Origin of the sequence: Spirosoma montaniterrae (genome assembly GCF_001988955.1) — a bacterium.
Classification (GTDB): domain Bacteria; phylum Bacteroidota; class Bacteroidia; order Cytophagales; family Spirosomataceae; genus Spirosoma; species Spirosoma montaniterrae.
In genome coordinates this window covers 84,916-110,463 of sequence record NZ_CP014263.1, presented here as the reverse complement: position 1 = coordinate 110,463, position 25,548 = coordinate 84,916, and the positions used below count along the sequence as shown (strand labels likewise).

At 52.4% G+C, this 25,548-nt stretch carries 21 protein-coding genes; 11 read left to right on the top strand and 10 right to left on the bottom strand.

Features of this window, described 5'->3' with window-relative positions; genetic code table 11:
* Nucleotides 1–8 precede the first annotated feature (8 nt).
* Nucleotides 9–1,106: a DNA topoisomerase IB gene (locus tag AWR27_RS00440; RefSeq protein WP_077129376.1), complete on the top strand. Its 1,098-nt coding sequence runs from the start codon at nucleotides 9–11 to the stop codon at nucleotides 1,104–1,106.
* A 1-nt stretch (nucleotide 1,107) separates the two neighbouring features.
* Here the strand turns inward: AWR27_RS00440 and AWR27_RS00435 are convergent, their stop codons facing one another.
* From AWR27_RS00435 to AWR27_RS25630, 3 genes are all read right to left on the bottom strand, one after another.
* Nucleotides 1,108–1,800 (bottom strand): YetF domain-containing protein, encoded by a 693-nt coding sequence (locus tag AWR27_RS00435; protein WP_077129375.1) that lies wholly within the window; start codon nucleotides 1,798–1,800, stop codon nucleotides 1,108–1,110.
* A 67-nt stretch (nucleotides 1,801–1,867) separates the two neighbouring features.
* Nucleotides 1,868–2,971 carry a TolC family protein gene (locus tag AWR27_RS00430; RefSeq protein WP_232325935.1) on the bottom strand — a complete coding sequence of 368 codons (1,104 nt, stop codon included), beginning with the start codon at nucleotides 2,969–2,971 and terminating at the stop codon, nucleotides 1,868–1,870.
* Complete coding sequence (locus AWR27_RS25630; RefSeq protein ID WP_232325934.1) at nucleotides 2,881–3,258, bottom strand: hypothetical protein; 378 nt, start codon at nucleotides 3,256–3,258, stop codon at nucleotides 2,881–2,883. The genes AWR27_RS00430 and AWR27_RS25630 overlap by 91 nt, the downstream gene beginning before the upstream one ends.
* Nucleotides 3,259–3,365: 107 nt before the next feature.
* On the opposite strand from AWR27_RS25630, the gene AWR27_RS00425 reads away from it, so the two are divergent.
* Nucleotides 3,366–4,997, top strand: coding sequence for an amidohydrolase (locus AWR27_RS00425; RefSeq protein WP_077129374.1), 1,632 nt, complete (start codon nucleotides 3,366–3,368; stop codon nucleotides 4,995–4,997).
* Here AWR27_RS00425 and AWR27_RS00420 read toward each other — a convergent pair.
* Entirely contained in the window at nucleotides 4,994–5,473 is a 480-nt protein-coding gene (locus AWR27_RS00420; protein WP_077129373.1) for a GreA/GreB family elongation factor, read from the bottom strand. The genes AWR27_RS00425 and AWR27_RS00420 overlap by 4 nt on opposite strands.
* Before the next feature lie 55 nt (nucleotides 5,474–5,528).
* On the opposite strand from AWR27_RS00420, the gene AWR27_RS00415 reads away from it, so the two are divergent.
* Nucleotides 5,529–7,319, top strand: a complete 1,791-nt coding sequence (locus AWR27_RS00415; protein WP_077129372.1) for a sensor histidine kinase — start codon at nucleotides 5,529–5,531, stop codon at nucleotides 7,317–7,319.
* 3 nt (nucleotides 7,320–7,322) lie between these two features.
* Here AWR27_RS00415 and AWR27_RS00410 read toward each other — a convergent pair whose 3' ends face one another.
* A complete protein-coding gene (locus AWR27_RS00410) occupies nucleotides 7,323–9,044 on the bottom strand; it encodes a GMC oxidoreductase (protein ID WP_077129371.1) in 1,722 nt (573 codons plus the stop codon).
* Nucleotides 9,045–9,240: 196 nt separating this feature from the next.
* Between AWR27_RS00410 and AWR27_RS00405 the strand changes: the two genes are divergently transcribed.
* The 5 genes from AWR27_RS00405 to hpf all read left to right on the top strand — a co-directional run bounded on the left by AWR27_RS00405 (nucleotide 9,241) and on the right by hpf (nucleotide 14,058).
* Nucleotides 9,241–10,095 (top strand): SDR family oxidoreductase, encoded by an 855-nt coding sequence (locus AWR27_RS00405; protein ID WP_077129370.1) that lies wholly within the window; start codon nucleotides 9,241–9,243, stop codon nucleotides 10,093–10,095.
* An 18-nt stretch (nucleotides 10,096–10,113) separates the two neighbouring features.
* The gene (locus AWR27_RS00400; protein WP_077129369.1) at nucleotides 10,114–10,977 is read left to right on the top strand and encodes an SDR family oxidoreductase; all 864 of its coding nucleotides are present in this window, start codon (nucleotides 10,114–10,116) and stop codon (nucleotides 10,975–10,977) included.
* A gap of 125 nt (nucleotides 10,978–11,102) precedes the next feature.
* A complete protein-coding gene (locus AWR27_RS00395) occupies nucleotides 11,103–12,485 on the top strand; it encodes a cytochrome P450 (protein WP_077129368.1) in 1,383 nt (460 codons plus the stop codon).
* 85 nt (nucleotides 12,486–12,570) lie between these two features.
* The gene (locus tag AWR27_RS00390; protein WP_077129367.1) at nucleotides 12,571–13,464 is read left to right on the top strand and encodes a glycosyltransferase family 8 protein; all 894 of its coding nucleotides are present in this window, start codon (nucleotides 12,571–12,573) and stop codon (nucleotides 13,462–13,464) included.
* A gap of 216 nt (nucleotides 13,465–13,680) precedes the next feature.
* Nucleotides 13,681–14,058, top strand: coding sequence for a ribosome hibernation-promoting factor, HPF/YfiA family (hpf, locus tag AWR27_RS00385; RefSeq protein ID WP_077129366.1), 378 nt, complete (start codon nucleotides 13,681–13,683; stop codon nucleotides 14,056–14,058).
* A 127-nt stretch (nucleotides 14,059–14,185) separates the two neighbouring features.
* Here hpf and metK read toward each other — a convergent pair whose 3' ends face one another.
* The 4 genes from metK to AWR27_RS00365 form a co-directional block, all read right to left on the bottom strand.
* Nucleotides 14,186–15,463 carry a methionine adenosyltransferase gene (gene metK, locus AWR27_RS00380; protein ID WP_077129365.1) on the bottom strand — a complete coding sequence of 426 codons (1,278 nt, stop codon included), beginning with the start codon at nucleotides 15,461–15,463 and terminating at the stop codon, nucleotides 14,186–14,188.
* 78 nt (nucleotides 15,464–15,541) lie between these two features.
* Nucleotides 15,542–16,696, bottom strand: coding sequence for a lycopene cyclase family protein (locus AWR27_RS00375; RefSeq protein ID WP_077129364.1), 1,155 nt, complete (start codon nucleotides 16,694–16,696; stop codon nucleotides 15,542–15,544).
* Nucleotides 16,697–16,778: 82 nt separating this feature from the next.
* Nucleotides 16,779–17,672, bottom strand: coding sequence for a lipoyl synthase (gene lipA, locus AWR27_RS00370; protein WP_077129363.1), 894 nt, complete (start codon nucleotides 17,670–17,672; stop codon nucleotides 16,779–16,781).
* A gap of 22 nt (nucleotides 17,673–17,694) precedes the next feature.
* Nucleotides 17,695–18,480 (bottom strand): hypothetical protein, encoded by a 786-nt coding sequence (locus AWR27_RS00365; protein WP_077129362.1) that lies wholly within the window; start codon nucleotides 18,478–18,480, stop codon nucleotides 17,695–17,697.
* Between the two features lie 121 nt (nucleotides 18,481–18,601).
* Here AWR27_RS00365 and AWR27_RS00360 point away from each other — a divergent pair, with 121 nt between their 5' ends.
* Nucleotides 18,602–19,036 (top strand): OsmC family protein, encoded by a 435-nt coding sequence (locus tag AWR27_RS00360; protein WP_077129361.1) that lies wholly within the window; start codon nucleotides 18,602–18,604, stop codon nucleotides 19,034–19,036.
* Between the two features lie 73 nt (nucleotides 19,037–19,109).
* On the opposite strand, the gene AWR27_RS00355 is transcribed toward AWR27_RS00360, so the two are convergent.
* A complete protein-coding gene (locus AWR27_RS00355) occupies nucleotides 19,110–21,809 on the bottom strand; it encodes a sodium-translocating pyrophosphatase (RefSeq protein ID WP_077129360.1) in 2,700 nt (899 codons plus the stop codon).
* A 306-nt stretch (nucleotides 21,810–22,115) separates the two neighbouring features.
* Between AWR27_RS00355 and AWR27_RS00350 the strand changes: the two genes are divergently transcribed.
* Together AWR27_RS00350 and AWR27_RS00345 are read left to right on the top strand one after the other, a co-directional pair.
* Nucleotides 22,116–24,539, top strand: coding sequence for a PIG-L family deacetylase (locus tag AWR27_RS00350; RefSeq protein ID WP_083732968.1), 2,424 nt, complete (start codon nucleotides 22,116–22,118; stop codon nucleotides 24,537–24,539).
* 148 nt (nucleotides 24,540–24,687) lie between these two features.
* Nucleotides 24,688–25,470, top strand: a complete 783-nt coding sequence (locus AWR27_RS00345; protein WP_077129359.1) for a YciE/YciF ferroxidase family protein — start codon at nucleotides 24,688–24,690, stop codon at nucleotides 25,468–25,470.
* The last annotated feature ends 78 nt before the right edge of the window (nucleotides 25,471–25,548 follow it).

Genomic DNA, 25,548 nt, shown 5'->3' with positions numbered 1-25,548 from the left:
CAACGATTGTGGACTTATTAGAACTGGCACATGACCCGGTGAAAGCGGCTCGGGCGGCCCGGCTCGTGTACATAAACGATACTACGCCCGGTATCAGCCGCCAACGTGCAGGCGACCGTTTTACTTACATTGCCCCGAATGGCGAAGAAATTACCGACGATGATTTACTGACCCGTATCCGCAGCATGGCTCTGCCACCAGCCTGGGAACGCGTATGGATTAGCCCGAAAGCAAATAGTCATTTACAGGCTACCGGCATCGACACTAAAAATCGCAAACAATATCGGTATCATGCCAATTGGAATGCCATTCGGAGCGAAACAAAATTCTTTCGCATGGTAGCGTTTGGCGACGCCCTGCCCCTACTCCGCGAACGACTGCACAAAGACCTGAAAGCACGCGAACTAACCCGCGAAAAAGTAATTGCCATCGCACTGAGCGTAATGGAACAAACCCTGATTCGGGTAGGTAATGCGGCCTACGAAAAAGAGTACGGCTCCTATGGGCTAACCACGCTCAAAGATCGGCATGTAAAGGCCAACGGCACCGAAGTACAATTTAGCTTCAAAGGCAAAAAAGGCATATACCACGATATTACACTGCACGACCGCCGACTGTCGCGGTTAGTGAAAGCCTGTCGCGATATTCCGGGTAAAGAACTGTTTCAGTACTTCGACGCTAACGGCGACCGGCATTCTATTGACTCCGGTATGGTGAACAACTACCTGCGCGAAACGATGGGCGATGATTTTTCGGCCAAAGATTTTCGGACATGGGCGGGCACCGTCAATGCGCTCCGGCTATTGGTTGATCTGGAACCCTGCGAAACTGAAAAAGAATTGAAAAAGAATGTCAATACGGTGTTAGATGACGTAGCGCATCGGCTGGGCAATACGCGCACCGTTTGCCGAAAACACTATGTGCACCCACAAGTGCTTGACGCCTACGAATGCCAGGATTTAAACCCGTATATTCGGCAAAAATCCCGCTTTCGCCAAACCAGCCCGCACGGCCTCGACGGCGTTGAAAAGCTGTTGCTACGGTTTCTGAAAGATCAGGTAAAAACGACTGCGAAAAGCCGGTCGGTAAAGAAAGCGGTTGCCTGACTTAATCAGCGGCTTCTACCCAAACGGGATTACTACAGGTTGGGCAGGGCGGTTGTTGAGCGGGCTTGTCGAAGGTTTGTACGTACCCGCACGTGCAGCAGGCATAGCTGCCCGGTTCCTGAACGTGGTCGGTGTGCTTGTCGAAAAGTTTTGGCAAAATCGGTAATCCTTTCCGAGTCTCTTCAGCCTTAAACCGAAATACACTCAACTGGCCGTTTGGCTCCCGGATAGCCGTTCGTACCTCCCCCAACTGCTCGATACCTTCGACGCGCAGGTCCGACATCAGTTCGTCTAATGTCAGGTCTTCGCGGTCGAAGTTATCGATCAATATGCAACCGTTTTCTATCACGTAAACGGGTTTGCCTTCGAGTGTCTGGCGTATGCGTTTGTTGCGGTCACTGATGTATGTTACCAGTTTGTAGCACCCCATAATTACCGTGAACACCACCACTGCCGAACTCAGCGGCACATCGTGATAAAACATCGGATCGCCAGCCGCCGAGCCAAGACCAATCAGCAAAACCAGTTCGTAAACAGACAGTTGACGAACTTCACGCTTCCCGGAAACGGTGAGAGCCGTGAGCAGTACGACGAACATGAAAACCGTTCGAAACGCTACCTCGCCGAGATACGTCCACGGAAACTGGTCGATCAGAATACGCTGCCAATCGAAAGGCTGAACGGGTTCCTGCATGTAATCTGTAGTTAATTGCGGTTTTCGGGGGCGTTGTCTTTGCGAACTACTTTTGGCTACCAACTGCCTACAGGCCCAGTTCCTGCGTAATGGTGCTGCTAAGTCGAAGTAATTCTATTTCGGCAGCTTTGGCGTTAAACTCAGCCTCAATCAGCCGGGTTTGCGCATTGATGGCATTGCGCTGTACGTCACGAAATTCAACGAAGTTAGAGTTTCCGATACGATACCGGTCATAGGCGATGTCTACGTTTTGATTCGCCAGTTCGTTGTTTTGTACTTCGAGGTTCAGCAGGGCCAGGCTATTGGCGTAGGTCTGGTACGTTTGCGCCAGAGCCGATTGCAGTTGTAGCCGCTGATCAGCTTCCTGGCTTTCGGCAATCAGGGTATTCACACGCGCATTCTGAATCTGCCGTTTCAGGTTGTAGCCGTTGAAGATGGGAATAGTAGCCTGTATGTTGTAGGTTGGCCCCCAGGTACGCCCTGTACGAATACCAAATCCACCCTGATTGTCAATCCATTGGTAATTATAGCCGGCTTGCGCCGTAATGAGGGGCAACTGTTGAGCATTAGCCAGCCGCACACCAATATCAGCCAGTGTTCGGTTTAGAACGGCTGAGGCTAATAATGGATTTCGGGCCGTCAGCGATTCCTGTAGCGGAGTTAACTGTAAATTAGACCGGGCAATAATTGTATCGCGTACAGCAAACGCAGTTAGCGGATCGCGAATCAGCAGTGTGTTCAAAATAATTTTGGCGTTTCGTAATGACTGATCCTGCGACAACAAAGCCGCGCTATCAGTGTTATAATCAACTTGCGCGCTTAGAAAATCAACCTTCGAGCGCGTACCCACTTCATAGTTGGCACGGGCCAGTTCAAGCCGCTCACGCGATATATCGAGAGCCTGCTCAAAGGCAATAAGTCGCTGTACCTGACGCACTACGTCGTAATAAGCTGTGGCTACGTTGGCGATAGTAGCTTCAATATTGGCACGAGTTGTCAATGTGCTTACCTGCACCAACTGCCGCAACTGTGTATAGAGTGCCGAGCGGGCATAGCCATTAAAAACCGTATAGGTCGCGTTTACTCCGGTGTTGGATGTCCGGTTAAATGCATTAAAAAACGAACGGTCAGTTGCCAGCCCCAGCAAAAAAGACTGACGGGCACTTTGCAACCCCCGCTCGAGTTGCCGTTTACTGATACAATGGGCAGATAACCAGCGTTGCCTTTTATAAAATTATTGCGGGCGATCTGCTCCTGCGAACGGTTGATACGAACCTGATAATTTTTATCGACAGCCTGCTGTAGCGCTTCCTGCAATGTCAACACTTCGCCCGATTGCGGAATGGTCGCCATCGTGTAGGTACGAAGCTGAGCACGCCGAATGGCATTTGGCGTTTGTTGCGCAAATGCCGTAAAGGGTAAACAGAAAAGAAAAACGAGGTAACGATTGAGTTTCATGGACAGGCGATTGACAACGACAATTTGGGTCAAAATTACGATTATATGCGATTGAGTAGCCCGCCCGCTAATTTTCGCTTAACTTGTGGCTCTCCCAACCATCAACTATGATTCGTTTACTACTGTTATGCAGCACAGCCCTATGTCTGCTCTGGGCTTGTTCGACGAAGAAAAAAGCCGATCTTCTTATCACCAATGCCCGCGTCTATACTGCCGATTCAATCTTCTCAACCGCCGAAGCGTTTGTGATTCAGGACGGCAAATTTCTGGCTGTTGGATCAGCACAGGACCTTGCCAGCCAATACGACGCCGATAGCACTGCCGATCTGGGAGGAAAGCCAGTTTATCCCGGATTCTACGATCCACACGCCCATTTCCTGGGTTTAGGTCAGGTGCTCGATCAGGCCGATCTGGTGGGTGCCAGCTCATACGACGAGGTTGTGGAGCGATTAAAAACCTTCGCAACAAACCACCCCAACGTGACCTGGATTACGGGCCGGGGATGGGACCAGAACGATTGGGCCGACAAAACCTTTCCGACCAAAGAAAAATTAGACGTGGCTTTCCCAAACATTCCAGTTGCGCTTACCCGCGTTGATGGTCATGCGCTGCTTGTGAACTCGAAAGCTTTACGACTGGCGCAAATTACGGCGGGTTCGAGCGTGGCCGGGGGCGAAGTAATTCTGAAAAACGGGCAACCTGCGGGCGTACTGGTCGATAACGCCATGCAGTTCGTGCGTCGGGTACTGCCCCGCCCCGACCTCGCCGACAAAGCCCGGATGCTTCGGGCCGCTGAAAAAGTCTGCCTGTCGCTCGGCCTGACCACCGTGTCGGATGCGGGCATCAGTCCCGACGAAATTAATCTCATCGACAGCCTGCACCGGACGGGCAAACTCAACATTCGCGATTACGCAATGGTGAGCCTGGGCGAACCCAACCTGAATTATTTTCTGAAACGCGGCCCGTTCCAGACCGACCGGCTTACGGTGCGTTCGTTTAAATTGTATGCCGATGGCGCATTGGGGTCGCGGGGGGCCTGTTTGCGCAAACCCTACAGCGACCGCCCCGAAACAAGCGGGTTTCTGCTGCTTAGCCCTGCCGAACTCGAACGGGTGTCGAAACTACTGTACGCGTCTAATTTCCAGGCCAATACGCACTGCATTGGCGACTCGGCCAACCATATCATGCTCACTATTTACGGCAAGCTGCTCAAGAAAGCCAACAACCGGCGGTGGCGCATCGAACACGCACAGGTGGTTTCGCCCGAAGATTTCTGGAAATACAACCGCTACTCGATCATTCCGTCGGTGCAGCCAACTCATGCCACGTCAGATATGTACTGGGCCGACGACCGGCTCGGTCCGGTGCGGGTAAAGGGGGCGTATGCGTTCAGGGATTTAATGAAGCAAAACAACCGGATTGCCTTCGGCAGTGATTTTCCGGTTGAAGCTCCAAATCCATTGTTTGGCTTTCATGCAGCCGTTGCCCGGCAGGATGCCAGGAATTTTCCGAAGGGTGGCTATCAGATGGACAATGCCGTTGACCGCAAATCGGCTCTGCTGGCTATGACGCGCTGGGCGGCCTACGCCAATTTTGAAGAACACCTGCGCGGCAGCATCGCGCCGGGCAAACAAGCCGATTTTGTTGTACTGGATCAAGATATTATGACCGTTCCGAACGAACAACTTCGAACCACGAAAGTCCAGCAAACCTGGATTGGCGGGAAGCGGCTGTTTTAACCAACCGAGTTAACATGATACATCTGCCGATTAAATGTAATCGCGTCGCCCGTTTTTTTGCCCAGCAGAGCCGCAGCAATGGGCGAAGCGGGCGATATGGCGAAATACTCAACGCTATCGACCACCATCTTTCCCGCGCTGATGCTGACGAAAAAACGCCCCCGGTCGGTGATGACTAAACTGCCGGGCTGGGCTATCTTGTAGTCTTTTTCGGCATCAACGCGGCTCAACTCCTGCTCAAGTTTCAACGCTTCGGCCAGCAGTTGAGCGTGACGGTCGCGTTCGAGCTGGGCCATTGCCCGGCCTGTTTCGTACTTGTCGCCCGCGCTGCTTTTTTCTTCGCTGTTAGCTGCTTCCTGGGCGGCCTGCATGGCTTGACGGGCGGTGGCGATACGCTGCTGTACATACTGCCGACACTGGTTCAGTAAGGCGTGTTTGATTAGGTGTAAATCAGTCTGTGAATTATCCGTTGACATGCGATTGAGAATTAGTACCTTACGGTTGATTCCTCTCAACCGTACCCTTCTCATAATGCGGGCATTACTTACAACTGCGTCTTCACGGCAAAACGTTCGGTTTGTGCTGGGTATACTCTTTATCTGTCTGTTTAGTAGTTGGGTACGGGCGGGCGTCGATACAACGACCATCAATCAATGGCGGCAAAAAACACAGTATCTTCTCTTCAGAAGCAATGATTCATCGTTTGCTCTTGGCACGCAGATCATCAGGCACTCAAAACAGTTGGGTTATACGAAAGGGGTAGGCTGGGGATACGCACTAATCGGCACTGTTTATCGGAACAAAGGGGCATTTGATTCCAGCCTGTATTATGCCCAGCAGGCACTCGCCATTTTCGACGCGCAAAATCAGGCCGACGGGCAGGCTAACGTGTATAACCTACTGGCCCTGACCTATAAGCGAATGGGCGATGCGCAGAAAGTCAAACTGCTCACTCACAAAGCCATTCAATATAGTTACCTCGCCCGCGATTTTGCCATTAAGAGCCGTCAGTATGGCGAGTTGAGCCGAGCTTACAATACAATTGGCATTTCGTATCGCGATCTCAAACAGTTTGATTCGGCACGAGTGTACTACCGCCGGGCCATCGCCGTAGAGTTACAACACCAGCCTTCTTTTTCATACCTGCCTGTCAGCTACGCTAATTACGGGCAAATTCTGATGGATGCCGACAAGCGATACGACGAAGCGATCAGCTATTATAAGCGAGCTATTCCTCTATACGAAAAACAGGGCAACTGGGCGGGTCTGGAGCATGTTTATCGAAACCTCAACGTCACGTTTCGGCTCCAGAAAAAGTACCCGCAAGCTATCGAGGCAGCCAACGAATCAGTTGCCTACGGGCGGGCTGTCAACGATCCGCACCGGCTCTTTAACTCGCTTCAGCAGTCATACTTAACCTACCGGGCTGCTGGGCAGTATGAGCAGGCTATCATACACCTCGAAGAGTGGAAGCAACGCGAAGATTCGCTGCTGAGTATCGAAAAGACCCAAACCGTAGCTAAACTCGAAGCGGCCTACGAGTCGGAAAAGAAAGAAGCCCGCATTCGGCAGTTGGCCGACGAACACAGGAAAAATCGTCAGCAGATGACCATTCTGGCTGTAGGCATTTTACTGCTCCTGATTCTGCTGGGTGGGTTGTTTGGGCAATACCAGATCTTGCAGCAAAGCCGAAGCAAAATTCGACAGCAGTCAGACCAGATGAGCCTGATGATGCGCGAACTGCATCACCGGGTCAAGAACAACCTCGCCATTGTATCGAGTCTGCTCCGATTACAGGCCAGTCAGCTCAGCGATGAGCGCGTTGCACAGGCCATCCGAACGGGTCAGCAGCGGGTAGAAGCCATGTCGCTCATTCACCAGCGGCTTTATCAAACCGAGACCATCACAACCGTAAACGTGCGGCACTACCTGACCGATCTCATCAACAGTCTGGTTCGGGCTTACGGCTACAACTCCGACGATATCGACCTGCAACTCGACATTCGCAGAGAGTGGTTAGATGTTGACGTTGCCGTTCCGCTTGGTTTGATTGTTAACGAGTTAGCAACCAATTCCTTTAAACACGCTTTTCCGCAGGTGAACCGGCCCATGCTTCGGCTCAGCCTTTACGAAGACAATGGACTGCACCTCGAACTTCAGGATAATGGTCCCGGCATCAGCCCCGGCAGTTGGCAGGAAAGCAGCGAACAGTCGTTTGGGAAACAGTTGGTTATGTCACTTTGCGAGCAATTGACGGGTGTATTGCAGGTGAAGCAGCAAAACGGTGCGCTGTTTCAGATGCGCTTTGAAGAAAGTTCCTGATCGCTACAAATTGCCCCGCTTCATGTCGCTCACCGCGTAATTAGCGGCCCGTGCAGTCAGAGCCATAAACGTAATCGACGGATTTTGCGTACCGGTCGAGGTCATAGCCGCGCCATCGGTCACGAACACGTTTTTGCACAGATGCAGTTGGTTGTGTGCGTTCAGCAACGACGTTTTCGGGTCGCGGCCCATGCGTACCCCACCCATTTCGTGAATGTCGAGGCCGGGGTTGCGGTGGTCGTCGTAGGGGCGAATATTTTTGCAGCCGGCCTTGTCGAGCATCTCGGCTCCCTGCACCAGAAAGTCGTTCATGAGCTTCAGGTCATTGTCGGTATAATCAATTGCCGTCACCAACTGTGGAATGCCCCACGGGTCTTTCTGGTCGCTGCTGAGCCGGACGTGGTTTTCGTAGCGCGGCACGGTTTCGCCCTGCATCATCATAAATACGTGCCACGGGCCGGGCTGGGTCAGGCTTTCTTTATAATCGGCTCCAAACGTAGCTTCGGTAGGTTGGCCGGTGCCGCGACTCGCGCTGAATGCGACCATGTAGCCCCGCTGAAACTGGGATGCCGGACCGCTCGTTTCCTGCTTATCGACATTGCGGAAGTTGGGCATAAACGCCGTGGTGGGCCGACGACCGTAGTAATAACCGTCGTCAAAACCCTCATAGTCAGCTATAATATTGCCCCGATAATTATGAAACGCCACGTAACGCCCCAGCAAGCCACTGTCGTTGCCCAACCCGTTGGGGAAGCGATTCGAGGTTGAGTTGAGCAAAATCAGGTTGGTATTCAGGCAGGCCGCGTTTATGAAAATGATACGGGCGTAAAACTCCGTCATCTGCTTCGTTTTCGCATCGACCACCCGCACGCCCGTTGCCTTTTTCTTCACCTCATCATAAATTATCGAATGCACGACCGAATCGGGCCGGAGGGTGAGTTTGCCAGTTTTGGCCGCCCACGGCAGCGTTGACGAGTTCGACGAGAAATAGCCGCCATACGGGCAGCCCCGGTAGCACAGGTGACGCGCCTGACACTGTGCCCGCCCCTGATCGTAGTGAATCTGTTTCGGTTCGGTCAGATGGGCGCATCGGCCAATAATTACGTGCCGGTCTTTGTAGCTTTCGGCCACCCGCTTCTGAATGTGTTTTTCTAAACAATTCAACTCCCAGGGCTTCAAAAATTCACCATCGGGCAGGGTTTCCAACCCGTCTTTGTTACCCGAAATACCTACAAATTTTTCGACCCGACTGTACCAGGGCGCAATGTCGGCGTAGCGAATGGGCCAGTCTACGGCGGCACCGTCGCGGGCGTTGGCCTCGAAATCGAACCGGCTCCACCGCTGCGTTTGCCGCGCCCATATCAGCGATTTCCCACCAACCTGATAGCCCCGAATCCAGTCGAAGGGTTTTTCCTGCACGTAGGGGTGTTCGGCGTCTTTCACAAAGAACTGCTGCGTGGCTTCGTCTAAAGCGTAACACTTCGTTGCAATCGGGTTTTCCTGATCAAAAGCCAGCGGCATTCGATTCCGATGCGGGAAATCCCAGGGGTTGAGCGTGGCAGTGGGGTAATCGACAATATGCCGCACATCGCGCCCACGTTCCAGAACGAGTGTTCGTAAGCCCTTCTCGCAGAGTTCTTTAGCTGCCCACCCTCCGCTAATGCCGGAGCCAATTACAATGGCATCATACGTGTTCGTTTTCTGGGCGTCGCCGGTAATGTTCATAGTTAGGTAGGATTAAAACGCATTAAAGTTAAGGCTTACAAACGAAGACTTGACAATAGATTTTTTGTCAAAATAGATGACAATAATTTTTTTGTTAAACCTTCCGTATCAACCCACTCGTTCAATAGATTTCTGCAAACAACCGACGTTGCTTTTAGCTTAACGGGTAGAGTACAGTTAACTCAAACGCAATGTTATGGAAAATCAGATTAAACCGCAGCATCAGGAACAGCACCCTGGGCTGGAGACTGAAATGAACCCCAAACCGAAATACATTCGGCATTTGTATGTGGGGTCCGACAAACTGAAAGACAAAGTCGCGCTGATTACGGGGGGCGATTCGGGCATTGGCCGGGCCGTTGCCATTCACTTCGCCCGCGAAGGAGCCGACGTTGCCATTGTGTACACACCCGAAGAAGAACCAGATGCGCAGGAAACCAAACGCTTAGTAGAAGCAGAAGGACGGCAGTGCCTGACGCTATCGGGCGATTTGCGGCAACTGGCATTCTGCCAGCAGATTGTGGCCGACACCGTGGCCCGGTTCGGCAAGCTTAATATTCTGGTCAACAATGCGGCTGTGCAGTATCAGCACGAAGACATCGGACAGATTCGCGAAGAAGATCTGCTCAAAACGTTCGACATCAATGTCTATGCGCAGTTTCGGGTAACGAAAGCCGCTCTGCCACACCTGCACGAAGGCGACAGCATTATCTGCACCACGTCGATTACGGCCTATCAGGGACGGGCCGACCTGCTCGATTATTCGGCCACGAAAGGAGCCATCATGGCCTTTGTGCGTGCGCTATCGAGCAATCTGGCAAGCAAAAAAATTCGGGTAAATGGCGTAGCACCCGGCCCCATCTGGACACCGCTGATTCCGTCGTCGTTCCCGGCTAAGCAGGTGGCTCAGTTTGGAAAAGACGTGCCCATGAAACGCCCCGGCCAACCCAGCGAAATTGCCCCGGCTTTTGTGTATCTGGCCTCCGATGATGCATCGTATGTAATGGGTCAGGTTATCCACGCCAACGGGGGTACGATTGTAAATACGTAAATCAACATCTCAACTGTTATGGAACAAATGGAAATCGAAACTAAAGCCCAGCATCAGCATGAGCAGCCGGGCTTAGAGTCGCAGATGGACCCGCAGCCGGTCTACATCCGTGACGATTATAAAGGGTCAGGAAAACTACAGGATAAAGTCGCGCTGATTACGGGGGGCGATTCGGGCATTGGCCGGGCGGTGTCGGTGCATTTCGCCCGCGAAGGGGCCGACGTTGCCATTATGTACCACCCCCGCGAAGAAGAAGACGCGCAAAAAACGGCAGCATTGGTCCGGGCCGAGGGACGCCGGTGTCTGCTATTACCGGGCGATTTACGCATTGTCTCGAATATAAACGAGGCCGTTGGCAAGGTCGTCAGCGAGTTCAGGCGCATCAACATTCTGGTCAACAACGCGGCCAATCACGTTGAGCAGCAGGAATTTACGAATATATCTGACGAGCAGATGCGCGATACGTTCGAGATTAACATTCTGGCGATGTTCCGGCTCACTAAAGCCGCTCTGCCGCATATGGGCGCGTTTGATTGCATCATCAATACAACCTCAATCGTGTCGTATCGGGGCAGTGAAGCCCTCATCGATTATGCGTCAACTAAAGGAGCTGTTACTGCCTTTACGCGCTCGTTGTCACAGAATTTGGTCGATAAAAGTATCCGCGTCAACGGCGTAGCTCCCGGCCCTATCTGGACACCCTTGATTGTTTCGACCAAAACGCTCGAAGAAGTTGAGAAATTTGGTAAAGATACCCCCCTGGGTCGGCCCGGTCAGCCCGCCGAACTGGCCCCAGCTTATGTGTATTTAGCGTCGGATGATGCGTCGTACACCACCGGGCAGGTTATCCACGTAAACGGGGGCGATTCGGTGAATTCGTAGTATTTTTGTCTGACGTAAAACCCCACCCCAACCCCTCCCCGTTAGGGAGGGGCTAAACCATCCGGCTTCATAAGCCCCTCCCTAACGGGGAGGGGTTGGGGTAAACTGCTGAATTTACCAAAGCTATGGAAACCCTCACGTCATCAACCCGACCGGTTCCTAAACATCCTGGTTTGCCCATGTTGGGAAATACCCTGCCATTCATGCGCGATCCGCTGGCGATTTTACAAACGCTACAGCAACGCTACGACCGGCTTGTTCACCTCAATATTGGCGGGCGTCATCAGTATTTAGTGATGACGCCCGAAGATGCTAAACACGTTTTGCAGGAAAACCACCGCAACTATGGCCGCTCTCCGGCGTTTCGGGTATTGCAGATATTTCTGGGCAATGGCCTGCTCACCAGCGATGGCGACTTCTGGCGCAGGCAACGGCGGCTGGCTCAACCCGCTTTTCACCGGCAACGGTTAGCCGCGCTGGCGCAAACGATGATCAGCGAAACAACCGACTGGATTACCGAACTGAGCCGATTAGATAAATCTAAGCCCGTTAACATCTCGCAGGCGTTTATGGACGTGACCATGCGCATCGTCTGCAAAACGCTGTTCAGTTCGAACGTGGTTGGTAAACTTGATGGCTTGTCGGAAGCGTTGGAAACGCTGATGCACCTATCAAACAACCGTATGCTGTCGCCTTTTCGGTTTCCGATGTCGTGGCCTACCCCACCGCAACGGCGATTTCGGCGGGCCGCTCAGGTGGTCGATACGTTTATTTACGGCGTTATTGACCAACGCCGACGCAGCAATGAGCGGTACGACGATCTGCTCGATATGTTGCTTTATGCCGAAGACGAAGACACAGGCGACTGGCCCAATTCTGGGCGCATGTCGGACAAACAATTGCGCGACGAATGCGTCACCATTTTCGCTGCCGGTCATGAAACCACTGCCGTATCGATGGCCTGGACCATGCATCTGCTCACGCAACACCCCGATGTACAGGCCCGGCTTCGTGATGAAGTAAACGAAAGGCTCGGCGATGCAGCAACGCCCGCGCCTGAAACGTTCCGTAGTCTGACGTATGCCATGCAGGTTATTCAGGAGTCGATGCGGCTCTACCCGCCTGCCTGGATTATGAGCCGCCTGGCCCACGCCGACGATCAGATTGGCCCCTACACCATTCCGGCAGGCGACACGGCACTGGTTAGCCCTTATCTGCTACACCACGACCCGGCCAACTGGCCTGATCCTGAACGCTTCGACCCGGAACGGTTTGCACCGGGCTGGGAAAAAGAACGGCACTCGTATGCATACCTGCCCTTTGGTGGTGGACCACGTTTGTGTATCGGCAATCAATTTGCCCTGATGGAAATGCAAATTTTATTAACCATGCTCGTTCGTGCATTTGCATTTCAGCCAATACCCAATCAGCGCGTTAAACCCCAGCCACTCATTACACTGCGGCCCAAACGTCCAGTTTGGCTGCTGATGAGTAACCAGATATCCTGACCCAACCGCTTACTAAATATAGCCATGTGATTAGTAACGAGATACTGGCACCATAGTCTAAATGGTAGACTAAAATCCTCTTTTGATGCCAGATTCTATCTATCTCACCTTATCGAGCGATAACTACTATGCACCTATGGTAGCAACCTTGCTCAAGTCTATCGAGCAGAACTACCAATCGGCAGAAACGATTGAAGTGTATATTATTGATGATGGCATTTCGGCAACCAATCGGAAACGGATAGAAGCTTCTGTACGCGCGGATCTATTTCATATTCATTGGCATCCGGCCAAGTCAGTCGTTCCGGCCACGGTGAAGCTACCAGCCGACAAGTCGGCCCTGCCCATGACCACGTATCTGCGGTTGTATGCGCCCTACATCGTTCCGCCGGAGGCCCGTCGACTGTTGTATTTAGATGTCGATATGCTGGTTTTAGGCAACATCGCTGATTTATGGCATACCGACTTACGGGGCTGCGTGTGTGCCGCCGTACAGGATGTGGGTCAAACCGTTAGCTGCGCCTGGGCTGGCATCAGGAATTACCGGGAGTTAGGCATGGACCCCGATACAAAGTATTTCAATGCCGGTGTGCTTCTTATGGACGTGCAACAGTGGCGCGAAGCTGACATTGCGAACCGGGTGATTCGCTGCATGAACGACAACCTGAAACATGTTACATGCGCCGACCAGTACGGTCTCAACGTTGTGCTGATGAACCAATGGGTCCAACTCGACCCGCGCTGGAACTGGTTCAGCACACTGCCCCACGCGGCTCCGTATCTGATTCACTTTGTTTCGGTTGACAAACCTATTTTTGCTGCCTGCTCGTCGGATAAGCATTTTCTGGATCTTTTCTTTACGTACATGAGACAGACTTCGTGGAAGAATTTCCAGCCAATAAGCAACCAAAGCCGCTTCTTTCACAAAGTGTACCGTAAGGGCAAGAAAATATCGATGCACATGCTGGCCCGTTTATAGCCATGAGCCAAATTATACTTTACGAAGAATTTTCGTTTGTTACCGTTTCACGAAACTTATAAAATCACTCATACTGACCTCTTTGTTATCGAAAAACGCATTGTGTGCGTGGAACACGTTTGCATCTTTCGTAGGTGCTATTGACATTCTGGTTGGTATACCCAAACTTAGACAGTCCATTGATGTTCTGATTTATTCACCTTTAAACGCGACACAATGAGACTACAAATTCACGCCGTGAAGTTTACGGCAGATCAGAGCCTGTTAGATTTTATCCAGGCGAAACTGAACAAATTAGACACCTTCCATGACCGCATTATCGGCGCAGAGGTGTTTCTCCGATTGGACGGAGCCGACTCCCAAAAAATAAAAGAAAAGATTGTGGAAGTCAGGCTGACTATCCCCGGCAAAGAACTGTTCGTTAAGGAACACGACAAGAGCTTCGAGAGTGCAACCGACCGTGTGCTCGATGTCCTGAAAGACAAGCTCGTTCGCTGTAAACAAAAACGCAACGATATTTCCAGCCCGGCCATTGCACAGGCCAAATCGCAAATAAACGAAGAAGAGGAGGTTTTTGAAGCCGACGAATTATAAACTGAGTCGCATAAACAGCAAAAAGCCAGTCTTCGTGGACTGGCTTTTTGCTGTTCGGGACATACGTCCCGAACCTAATAACTTCGGATATTCATCCGCCTTACAAGCTATTTTCGCGGACGAATAGTTACAACCCAAACTCGGCTTTGATCTGATCTACGAAATCAAGTTTTTCCCACGTAAAAAGTTCAACTTCCATCTCTTTGGCAGTGCCATTCGAGCCGAAGGTTTTCTTCACAATTTCGTTCTTACGGCCCATGTGCCCATAAGCCGCTGTTTCGGAATAGATTGGGTTGCGAAGTTTGAGCCGCTGCTCGATAGCATACGGACGCATATCGAAAATCTGCCCGATTTTTTCAGCGATTTCACCGTCGTTCATGCTCACTTTCGCCGTGCCGTAGGTGTTGACGTATAGGCCGCAGGGTTTGGCAACGCCAATCGCATACGATACCTGCACCAGCACCTGATCGCACAAACCGGCGGCTACCATATTTTTGGCAATGTGGCGGGTGGCATAAGCCGCCGACCGGTCAACTTTCGAGGGGTCTTTGCCCGAAAACGCTCCACCTCCGTGTGCGCCTTTGCCACCATAGGTATCAACAATGATTTTCCGCCCTGTCAAGCCTGTGTCGCCGTGCGGACCGCCAATAACGAACTTACCCGTCGGGTTAATGTAGTACGTAATGTCGTCGGTAAACAAGCTGTGAAGATCGGTTTTCTGAGCCGCTTTCACGCGTGGAATCACGATGTTGATAATGTCTTCGCGGATTTTGGCGAGCATTGTCTCGTCATCAGCAAAGTCGTCGTGTTGCGTTGATACCACAATGGTATCGATCCGAATCGGCTGATGGTCGTCAGAATATTCAATCGTTACCTGCGATTTGGCGTCGGGCCGCAAATACGGCATCAAATCGCTTTCATTGTTACGGATATGCGACATTTCGCGCAGAATGGCGTGGGCCAGGTCCAGCGGCAACGGCATAAAGTTATCCGTTTCGTTGGTTGCGTAGCCGAACATCATACCCTGATCGCCCGCACCCTGTGCGTTGGCTTTCGCGTCAAAGTCGTCGCTATCTACCTGACGGTCAACGCCCTGATTAATATCAGCCGACTGATCGTGCAGGGCCGAGAAGATACCGCACGAATTGGCCTCAAACATGTATTCGCTCTTGGTATAGCCAATTTTGCGAATCACGTCGCGCGTAATTTTCTGAACGTCTAAATAGGTATCGGTTTTAATTTCGCCAGCCAATACGACCTGCCCGGTTGTCACGAGCGTTTCGCAGGCTACTTTGCTGGATGGATCGAACGCTAAGAAGTTGTCAATCAGCGCGTCGGAAATTTGATCGGCGACTTTGTCGGGGTGCCCTTCTGAAACAGATTCGGACGTGAAAAGATACGGCATTGCGGCTCTTGACTTGGTTTTAACATGCAAAACTACAGTTTTCTACGCAGGTGCCAAGCTTCGGGGTGTAAAACCGTTTCAGGATACGAACTTTCGGCGCAATACGTCGAACAGGGCCACGGTAAAGGGCCATTTTGGCATTGAGTTCATAACCCGCAGGTCATCGAAAAACTTATCTTCCTCGTCGAGAAACTGAAAGACCCGCTCGGCTGGATTACGCTCGTAGAGAACAGAGAACATTGCATCGGCGGGGTAGCGGTGCTTTTCCAGTACATTAAGCATGATGCTGTCAAAAAACTTGTATCGCTTCTGCCACCACGACACTGGCCGTTGCGGGCGGCCTGTTTGAGCAAGGCTATCGACCAAACTACGCAGATAACGCTGGGTGCGCTGAAAGGTATAGCCCGTAGAGGGTTTGGTGTAGCCGCCCGACGTACCGATCCGAATAATGTGTTTCGATGGATTCTCCTGGGTAGTAACATCCGACATGGGAATGACGCCGAATTCAGTTTCGCGAATATCGAACTGGAGACCATTCAAATGATTCTGAATGTACTGGTGCAGGTCGTTATCATATTCAGCATCCGTCAGTAATTTGTCGTTGAACAGCGTGTATTCAATCAAGGCCGTCTGCTCATCGAAAGGCAGTACATAAACAAACCGGCAATCGCCCTGCTGAGGCACGCGGAAGTCCATCATTCGGGGCCGACTTACATCAAAAAAAGGCTGATCGATTTTAATAACCCATCCTTTAAAGTGCTGAAGCAGATTATGGTTTTCCGGGATGGTCAGATTAAGAGCATACGTACTATCGAATACGTAATCGGCAATGAACGGCTCGTCGTCGGCAATGACAAAGCCGCCCTGTGGCGTATCCTTAATTCGGTTAATGGTCGCCTGTCGCCGTTCGATGTTTGAAAACCTGGCAAGATGGCTATCCATAAACGTATAGAAATCAATGCCTCTCAGCATTTTATAGCGGTAGCTCCCCATGTCGAGCAATCCACTGAGCGTTGGACCATGAAATTCTACCTGATTCCAGATGCGGTACAAAATCGATTCAAACGCACCTTCTCCGCGTTCCCAGTAACACCACGTTCGGTCGTTACGATTTTTCTGATCGCGGTCAATGAGCAGGATGCTACGGTCTCGCAGGGGCGACTGCGTCAGGTAATAAGCCAGGCTTAAGCCCGCCATTCCTCCCCCGGCGATAATGAAGTCGTATTTTTTCATAAGCCAACGAAAAAGCCCGAACCAACGGCCCGGACTTTCCGGCTAAATAAGGTAGTTCTGACGTAGACTGCAAAAAGATTTATCAAACATTCACGTGTTTTTCAGCGTGATAGCTCGACCGAACCAGCGGCCCCGACTCTACGTACTTCAAGCCGCGCCGAAGCCCTTCCTCTTTGTACATGGCAAAGGTATCGGGATGAATCCACTCGATAACCTCGTGGTGCATTTTGGTGGGTTGTAGATACTGCCCCAGCGTTAATATGTCTAAGCCGTTCTCAACCAGATCGTCCATTGCCTTGAACACCTCGTCGTGGGTTTCGCCCAGGCCGAGCATAATACCCGATTTCGTGCGCTGACCGTAGGCTTTTGTACGCTGAATCTGCTCTAAACTCCGGCTGTATCTCGCCTGAGGCCGCACGCGCCGATATAGTCGCTCTACGGTTTCCATATTGTGCGACACCACTTCCTGCCCCGCCGAAATCATGCGGTCAAGAGCCTCCCAGTTGCCTTTTGTATCGGGAATCAGCGTTTCGATGGTCGTTGTGGGTGAAGCTTCTTTCACCATTCGCACGGTCTGATACCAGATTTCAGCACCCCGGTCTTTCAACTCATCGCGATTAACCGACGTGATAACGGCGTGTTTGACCTTCATCAGCACGATGGCTTCGGCCACGCGCCGGGGTTCGTCGGTGTCATATTCGTTGGGACGGCCCGTTGCCACGGCGCAGAACGTGCAGCTACGCGTACAAACGTTGCCCAGAATCATAAACGTAGCAGTTCCGGCTCCCCAGCATTCGCCCATGTTGGGGCAGTTGCCGCTCTCGCATATGGTATGCAGTTTATGCTCATCTACCAATTTGCGCACTTTAGCATATTCAGGGCCGATAGGCAGTTTCACCCGCAGCCAGTCGGGACGTTTCCGCCCGGCATTCTGGTTGCGTTGCTGTTCAGAGGGTATTACGGGTAGTTCAATCATGGCAGAAGTAATACAATTCTCATTACTTTTTAGTGCCGAAGAACAGCGTTAGATAGCCCGATGTGAAGAAACTGCGATTTCCCAGCGCACGGTCGGCTCCGGGTTCGGTGTTGGGTACGATAACGATACGCTGCGGAAAAATTTCGGTCAGGAAGCCAATTTCTACGCCCGTGGTATTAGTCCGAAATGCGCTCAACTCGAAACTGAGAGCCGCTTTCAGGTTCAAACCCACCGTAAACTTCGACTCACCGAATCCACGGAACAGGCTACCCGCGCCCGTTACGGCTTCGCCTGTTGGTGTAGTAAACCCATTTACCTGTGAGGCAGGCACCTGCCGAGACGAATTACCAAAGGAGACTTCGAGATAATACGGTTTGATGATACCCAGCGATGGCCCACCGGCCAGAATGCCGCTCACCGAAATACCTTCGTCGGTATCGCGCTGAAACACCTTCACCTCCCGGCCATACTGCGGACGTATTACAAACAAGAAATTTTCTTTTCCGGTGATGAACCGTGAGCCTACCGAGCCGATACTCGCCGACAGTTCTTTCGGATGCTTCACATTAACCAGTTCGACGCTCAGATAACGGTACTGTGTTCTGCCAAACAGGGTGCCGTCTAACCGTTTCGACTGTCGGAACGCAAAGCCGCCAATAACGCCGGAATTGGTGTTTGTGCTGATGCCAAACGTGGTCACGGTCTGGAAATTATCATCGTTTTCGTCGTTCGTTTGCGCACGAACGTCCGACCCCAGCAACAGGGCACCGATAAAACCCGTGAGTATGTAGCGGTATATTCTTTGCATTTTTCGTAAATTCCTGACCTAAAGCTACTCATAAATGCGAAAATCTGCAAAAAGTAGCGATCAATAGTAGCGTAACCAATCCCTTGTCTATATGTTTGGGGGAAAATGCCCCACTTTTCTTATGGCTACCATTCACATCGATTATTTGGGCGATTTACGCACCGGCTGTACGCACCTGCAATCGGGTACGCACATTAACACCGATGCCCCTACCGACAATCAGGGACGGGGCGAAGCGTTCTCGCCCACCGATTTAGTTGCCAACGCGCTCGGCACCTGCATTATTACAACGATGGCAATTTTCGCCCGGCGCGACGGCATCGAACTGGCGGGCAGCGCACTCGACGTTACCAAAGTGATGTCGAGCGAACCACCCCGGCGCATTGCCCGCATCGAAATTGATCTGGTTCTGCGTACTGCACCCCTACCCGACGACGAGACCCGCACCCGGCTCGAAAAAATTGCCCACACCTGCCCCGTTGCCATCAGCCTCCATCCTGACCTGGAACAGGCCGTAACCATTCGCTGGGAAGAAGCCACGGCGGAAGTAGCGTAACAATGAAAAGCCGAATGCCATTACTTCGAGTAATGGCATTCGGCTTTTCATTGTTACGCTACTTTTCTTAAGACTACTTCTTCGTCACACGAATCGAAATCCGGCGGTTTTGTGCGCGGCCCTCTTCGGTATCATTGCTGGCAACGGGGTATTCCTGCCCATAACCCTCCGACTCTAAGCGGCTGTCGGCAATACCGAGTTTTACCAACTCAGCTTTGACCGAAGCGGCCCGGTCGCCCGAAAGTTTCAGGTTGGCGTTGGCATTGCCGGTATTATCGGTATAGCCGCCCAATTTTACGTTCACGTTCGGGTAGGCTTTCAGAATTTCGGCCACGTTTTTCAACTGCTCCTCCGACTCGGGTTTGAGCGTTGCGCTGCCCGTCTCAAACAGCAATCGGTCGAAATCGAACCAGGTTTCTTTGTCAACCGGCTTGTCGGATTTGATAAAGTCAAGCAAGTTTGCTTCGATGCCGTCTACGTCAACACCTTTCAGCGAAACGCCCCCGTCGAGTGTGAGATCGGTTGGGGTGAAGTTAGCGTTAGGCGTCGAAACATCGGCGTTATCGGCTGCGGTCGATTTTTCAAGGTCAACGCCCTCGGTGCCGCCCACGGCCTCGATACCTTCACGGTTGAAGTTCGGCTGTTCACTCGATTTGACGGCGATGTAAGGCGCGATGACGAGCGATACAATCGACATCAGTTTGATAAGAATGTTCATCGACGGACCCGACGTATCTTTGAAGGGATCACCCACCGTATCGCCCGTTACCGATGCTTTGTGCGGCTCTGACTTCTTGTAAAACATTTCACCATTAATCATCACGCCTTTCTCGAACGACTTCTTGGCGTTGTCCCACGCGCCACCGGCATTGTTCTGGAAAATACCCATCAGTACGCCCGACACGGTTACGCCCGCCAGCAGACCGCCCAGCACTTCGGGACCGAAAATAAAGCCCACGATGATAGGCACACTCAGCGCAATGGCACCCGGCAAAATCATCTCCCGGATAGACGCCTGCGTTGAAATAGCGACACATTTCTCATATTCAGGCTTGGCCGTACCTTCCATGATACCCGGAATTTCGCGGAACTGACGCCGTACTTCCTCCACCATCGCCATAGCCGCCCGGCCCACAGCCGCAATCGCCAGCGACGAGAAAATGAACGGAATCATGGCCCCAACGAATAACCCCGATAACACGTCGGCCTTATAGATGTCGATAGCTGAAATGCCCGATATGCCCACGAACGCAGCAAACAGCGCGAGGGCCGTAAGAGCTGCCGACGCAATGGCAAAGCCTTTACCCGTAGCCGCTGTGGTGTTCCCAACGGCGTCCAGAATATCGGTACGGCTCCGCACTTCTTCGGGCAGATAACTCATCTCGGCAATACCACCGGCATTATCGGCAATAGGCCCAAACGCATCGATTGCCAACTGCATGGCTGTCGTAGCCATCATGCCTGCCGCCGAAATTGCCACGCCATACAGACCCGCAAAATGATAGGAGGTATAAATACCAGCCGCCAGCACCAGAATGGGCAGTACCGTTGATTCCATACCGACCGCCAAACCGCCGATGATGTTGGTAGCTGCACCCGTGGCCGATTGCCGGATAATGCTCAACACAGGCCGACGACCCATTGCCGTGTAATATTCCGTAATCGACGACATCAACGCGCCCACAACCAAACCCGTCAGAATGGCGTAGAACACGTCCATACGGGTGAATTCAACACCCCGAATTTCCATCGTGATATCGGGCAATACGGCACCGACCAGGAAGTACGATGCAATTACGGTCAGGATAATCGACCCCCAGTTGCCGAGGTTCAGTGCGCCCTGCACATTACCGTTATCATCTTTCACCCGCACAAGGTAGCAGGCCAGAATCGAGAAAATCAGGCCCATACCGGCAATCAGTACGGGTAACACAATGGGTGCGTGGCCAATGATGTTGCTGGCTTCGGGAATGCGGATTTCGCGGCCCAGCACCATTGTTGCCAGAATAGTTGCCACATACGAACCAAACAAGTCGGCCCCCATACCAGCCACGTCGCCTACGTTGTCGCCCACGTTATCGGCGATGGTAGCGGGGTTACGCGGGTCGTCTTCCGGGATACCGGCCTCGACTTTACCCACCAGATCGGCCCCTACGTCGGCGGCTTTGGTGTAGATACCGCCCCCCACACGGGCAAACAGGGCAATCGACTCGGCCCCGAGCGAGAAGCCAGCCAGCACTTCGAGTGCTTTTTCCATCGGCAGGCCGTTGACATCGCCAAAGGCACCGCCCGAACCGGCTACATAGGTGTTATAGAGAAGGATAAACAAAACGCTCAACCCCAGCACCGCCAGCCCGGCCACGCCAATACCCATTACCGAACCACCCGTAAACGACACGTCGAGGGCGCGGGTAAGACTTGTGCGGGCGGCATGGGCCGTGCGAACGTTGGCTTTGGTGGCAATTTTCATGCCGATATACCCCGCCAGTGCCGACGTGAACGCCCCAAAGGCGAAGGCAATACCAATTACCCACGATGAATTTTCAACCTGCGCGCCAGCATACGACAGCAGCGCGGCCACAATAACTCCGAAAATGATAAGAACCCGCCACTCAGCTTTTAAAAACGCAATGGCCCCATCGGCGATGTACCCGGCAATTTCCTGCATTCGGGCGTCACCGGCATCCTGCCGGGATACCCAAACGAACTTGGCGAACATCACCGCCAGGCCCACCAATCCCAGAAATGGGACGAGGTAAAGACTGTTATTCATGCGAAAAAAACAAGTTTGTTTAGATTATAGGAAAGGCCACAAAGATAGGTCTATGAATAACATTTAAAAGCGACTCCAAACGCTGAAGTTGAATTTATTTGATGCTTTGTTTGGTTTTTCGAGGGAAAATTTCATTTGTTACCTATTTCAGCGAACTTGTTTTGGCAATCTCAACAGCTATTTTTGCTTACGTCCATTAACTCACCCGATCTGCCCGTGTACCTGCCCAAACGTTTCGTCGCGCTGCTCTCCTTTTTTCTTACCTCTGTTGCCACTGCTCAAGTTCCCTACGGCCCTGTCCGTCAGATGCCCCCCGGCGAAATTCTGCAAAACCTTAAAAAGTTGAACGTCCTCGGCACGGTACTCTACGTGGCCGCTCACCCCGACGATGAAAACACGCTGTTTTTGGCGTATCTGTCGAAAGAACGTATGGTGCGTACAGGCTACCTTTCGTTGACGCGGGGCGATGGCGGGCAGAACCTCATCGGTCCCGAACAGGGCGAAAACATTGGCGTCATTCGCACACAGGAGCTGCTGGCGGCCCGGCGCGTCGATGGCCCCGACCAGTTTTTCAGCCGCGCTTATGATTTCGGATTCTCGAAATCGACGGACGAGGCCGTTCGGACCTGGGGGCAGGATAAAGTACTGGCCGACGTAGTCTGGATGATTCGGAAGTACCAGCCCGACGTAATTATCACCCGCTTCCCACCCGACAAACGGGCAGGTCACGGCCACCACAGCGCGTCGGGGTATCTGGCCGAAGAAGCGTTCAAAATCTCGAACGACCCTACGAAATTCCCGGAGCAGTTGGTCTACGTGAAACCGTGGCAGGCTCGGCGCGTTTTCTGGAACATGTTTATTCCAGGGGCGTTTTTAAGCAATAAAAAACCCGACGAAGCGGGCAATCTGATTGGATTGGAAACGGGGCTTTATAACCCACTACTGGGCAAATCATACGGCGAAATTGCCGCCGAAAGCCGTTCGCAACACAAGAGTCAGGGTTTTGGCGTTCCGGCAAGCCGGGGCGTTAAAGTTGATTATCTGCTACTAAAAAATGGTGATCCGGTCGAAAAAGACCCATTCGAGGGTGTTGATATGACGTGGAAACGTGTGCCGAACAGCGAGGACGTACAGGCGCAGGTAAATCAGCTAATTAACAGTTTCCGCGCCGACCGCCCGGCGGCTTCGGTTCCTGCGCTGGTACAATTGTACAAGGCCATCGGCCAATTGGATAGCACAACGTTGTACGTGCAGACCAAGCGGCAGGAAGTGCAAAGCCTGATTCAACAGTGCCTCGGTCTGTGGCTCGAAAGTACCCCCGCCGATTATGCCGTTACGCCCGGTTCGTCGGTAAAACTCACGACCAGCGTTGTCAGTCGCGCCGATGTACCGGTACGTTTGCTGGCGATACGTTACTCGACCGGGGCCGATACAACGCTGAACCTGCCGCTGAAGCCAAACGATCAGGTTGTGCTGAATTCTATGCTGGCTATTCCCAGGACGCAGAAAATTTCGCAACCCTACTGGCTCGAAAAACCCATCGACAAAGGGCTGTTTCAGGTAGACAATCAGCAGTTAATCGGTCTGCCCGAAAACCCGCCCGCCGTTTCAGTTACGTACACGGTTGAGATTGCCGGTCAGCGGTTTTCGTACACACGGCCCGTTGTATACAAATCGACGGATCCGGTGGAGGGCGAAACCTACCGGCCTTTTATTATTCAGCCCGACGTAACAGCCAATATCGCCGAGCGTGTCTACGCTTTTTTGGACAACAATGCCAAGACCGCCGACGTGGTGCTGAAAGCTGGCCGCGCCAACGTGACGGGTACACTCCGGATCGACGTTCCGACCGGCTGGCGCGTTGAACCGGCTACGCTGCCGTTTGCGCTAACGAATAAAGGCGACGAGCAACGGCTGTCCTTCCGGCTGCTGCCCGGTAAAAATGCACAGAACGGTGCGATGAAAGCCGTTATGACAACGGAGAATGGTACGTTCACATCGGGTTTGCGTACCATTGCCTACCCGCACATTCCGCCCCAAACACTGTTTCCACCCGCCGAAGCGAAGGCTTTGAAAGTGGCTGTAAACGTGACGGCTAAAAACATCGGCTACATTGTGGGTGCGGGCGACGAAATTCCAGCGGCATTGCAGCAGATGGGTTGCCGCGTTACGCCCCTCGGCCCTGCCGAACTGGCCCGCGACCTGTCGGGATACGACGCCGTTGTGGTGGGGGTTCGGGCGTATAATACTAACGACTGGATGCCTGTATATCAGCCGAAACTGATGGACTACGTAAAAAATGGGGGTACCATGATTGTGCAGTACGTCACGCCGGGCGGATTTGTAAACAACGGCGGTATCAAAGTGGCTCAGATTGGCCCTTACCCGTTCACGGTTGGGCGCGACCGCGTGACGGAAGAAGACGCGAAAATGACGTTCCTGAATCCGCAGCACCCGCTGCTAAACCGTCCTAACAAAATTACCGACGCCGATTTTGCGGGCTGGATTCAGGAACGCGGCATCTACTTCGCCCAGGATTGGGACAAAGCTTACGAACCTCTTTTTGCTGCCAACGATACGGGCGAGGCTCCCAAACAAGGCAGTTTGCTGTACGCCAAATACGGCAAAGGTCATTTTATGTACACAGGGCTGGTGTTCTTTCGCGAGTTGCCCGCTGGTGTGCCGGGTGCATACCGGCTGTTTGCCAATATGATTTCAGTGGGGAAGTAGCAAAGCCATAAAACTCTACAGTTTTTGTAGAAAATTGCCAACAGATTGGCCTTAGCCTCTCTCTTAACTGCCACATAATCAACGCATGGCACAGTTTTCGATGCATGATGGCGAGAGTATAACAACTAACCATTAATCATCAACTGCTATGGCAACGTTAGGAGAACGCATCGCAAATTTCTTTAATGGCGACGACAACGACACCCGTGAAGGGCTGCACGGCTTGTTTGTAACAGAACTGAAAAACACTTACTACGCCGAAAAACAAGCCATCGACGCACTTGGCGAACAAGCCGACGCGGCCACAACCGACGAAGTACGAAACGCTTTTCTGCACCATCAGGACGAAAGCCGCAATCAGGTGGCGCGTCTGGAACAAGTTTTCCAAAGCTTGGGCGTTGATGCCGAAGAAGGTTCCTGCGACGCCATCGACGGGCTGGCTGACGATGCCCGTGCGGTTGTATCGATGACCGAGTCAAACTCGCTGACCCGCGATGCTGGTTTAATTATCGCGGCTCAGAAAGTTGAACATCACGAAATTGCCACGTATGGGTCACTGGTAACGCTGGCACGCGTGATGGGCCATCATGAAGCTGCCCGCCTGCTCGAGCAGACCCTCGAAGAAGAGAAAAACACCGACCGTAAACTGACGCAGTTGGCCGAGTCGTTCATCAATGATCGGGCAAACTCAGAATCAGGCGATATGGGAACAATGGATAGCGATTACCAACGCAGCTCCGACGCCGTTCGGCCCGACGGTGTGCGCTACCAGGATAGCGGCAGTACAGGCCAAACGTATCAATCGGGGTCTTCTTACAGTGGTTCGCAGATGGGAACGGGTACATCAGTAGGTAGCTCAACCTACGGTTCGGGAACATCATCGTTCGGTACGGGGCAAGATGCCACGCTGGGTGGTACGTCGGGGATCTAATCCTAAATTTTCCTCTTGCTAAAAACGGCACCTTCTCAGCGGGGGTGCCGTTTTGTATTGCCCGATTCGTTCTACCTT

What these genes read in the sequence shown, in the direction of transcription:
- metK (WP_077129365.1), bottom strand. Translation starts at nt 15,463, where the DNA reads ATGCCGTATCTTTTCACGTCCGAATCTGTTTCAGAAGGGCACCCCGAC.
- AWR27_RS00355 (WP_077129360.1), bottom strand. Translation starts at nt 21,809, where the DNA reads ATGAATAACAGTCTTTACCTCGTCCCATTTCTGGGATTGGTGGGCCTG.
- AWR27_RS00420 (WP_077129373.1), bottom strand. Translation starts at nt 5,473, where the DNA reads ATGTCAACGGATAATTCACAGACTGATTTACACCTAATCAAACACGCC.
- AWR27_RS00425 (WP_077129374.1), top strand. Translation starts at nt 3,366, where the DNA reads ATGATTCGTTTACTACTGTTATGCAGCACAGCCCTATGTCTGCTCTGG.
- AWR27_RS00400 (WP_077129369.1), top strand. Translation starts at nt 10,114, where the DNA reads ATGGAACAAATGGAAATCGAAACTAAAGCCCAGCATCAGCATGAGCAG.
- AWR27_RS00375 (WP_077129364.1), bottom strand. Translation starts at nt 16,696, where the DNA reads ATGAAAAAATACGACTTCATTATCGCCGGGGGAGGAATGGCGGGCTTA.
- AWR27_RS00410 (WP_077129371.1), bottom strand. Translation starts at nt 9,044, where the DNA reads ATGAACATTACCGGCGACGCCCAGAAAACGAACACGTATGATGCCATT.
- AWR27_RS00390 (WP_077129367.1), top strand. Translation starts at nt 12,571, where the DNA reads ATGCCAGATTCTATCTATCTCACCTTATCGAGCGATAACTACTATGCA.
- AWR27_RS25630 (WP_232325934.1), bottom strand. Translation starts at nt 3,258, where the DNA reads ATGAAACTCAATCGTTACCTCGTTTTTCTTTTCTGTTTACCCTTTACG.
- AWR27_RS00395 (WP_077129368.1), top strand. Translation starts at nt 11,103, where the DNA reads ATGGAAACCCTCACGTCATCAACCCGACCGGTTCCTAAACATCCTGGT.
- hpf (WP_077129366.1), top strand. Translation starts at nt 13,681, where the DNA reads ATGAGACTACAAATTCACGCCGTGAAGTTTACGGCAGATCAGAGCCTG.
- AWR27_RS00415 (WP_077129372.1), top strand. Translation starts at nt 5,529, where the DNA reads ATGCGGGCATTACTTACAACTGCGTCTTCACGGCAAAACGTTCGGTTT.
- AWR27_RS00350 (WP_083732968.1), top strand. Translation starts at nt 22,116, where the DNA reads ATGCCCCCCGGCGAAATTCTGCAAAACCTTAAAAAGTTGAACGTCCTC.
- AWR27_RS00435 (WP_077129375.1), bottom strand. Translation starts at nt 1,800, where the DNA reads ATGCAGGAACCCGTTCAGCCTTTCGATTGGCAGCGTATTCTGATCGAC.
- AWR27_RS00405 (WP_077129370.1), top strand. Translation starts at nt 9,241, where the DNA reads ATGGAAAATCAGATTAAACCGCAGCATCAGGAACAGCACCCTGGGCTG.
- AWR27_RS00365 (WP_077129362.1), bottom strand. Translation starts at nt 18,480, where the DNA reads ATGCAAAGAATATACCGCTACATACTCACGGGTTTTATCGGTGCCCTG.
- AWR27_RS00360 (WP_077129361.1), top strand. Translation starts at nt 18,602, where the DNA reads ATGGCTACCATTCACATCGATTATTTGGGCGATTTACGCACCGGCTGT.
- lipA (WP_077129363.1), bottom strand. Translation starts at nt 17,672, where the DNA reads ATGATTGAACTACCCGTAATACCCTCTGAACAGCAACGCAACCAGAAT.
- AWR27_RS00345 (WP_077129359.1), top strand. Translation starts at nt 24,688, where the DNA reads ATGGCAACGTTAGGAGAACGCATCGCAAATTTCTTTAATGGCGACGAC.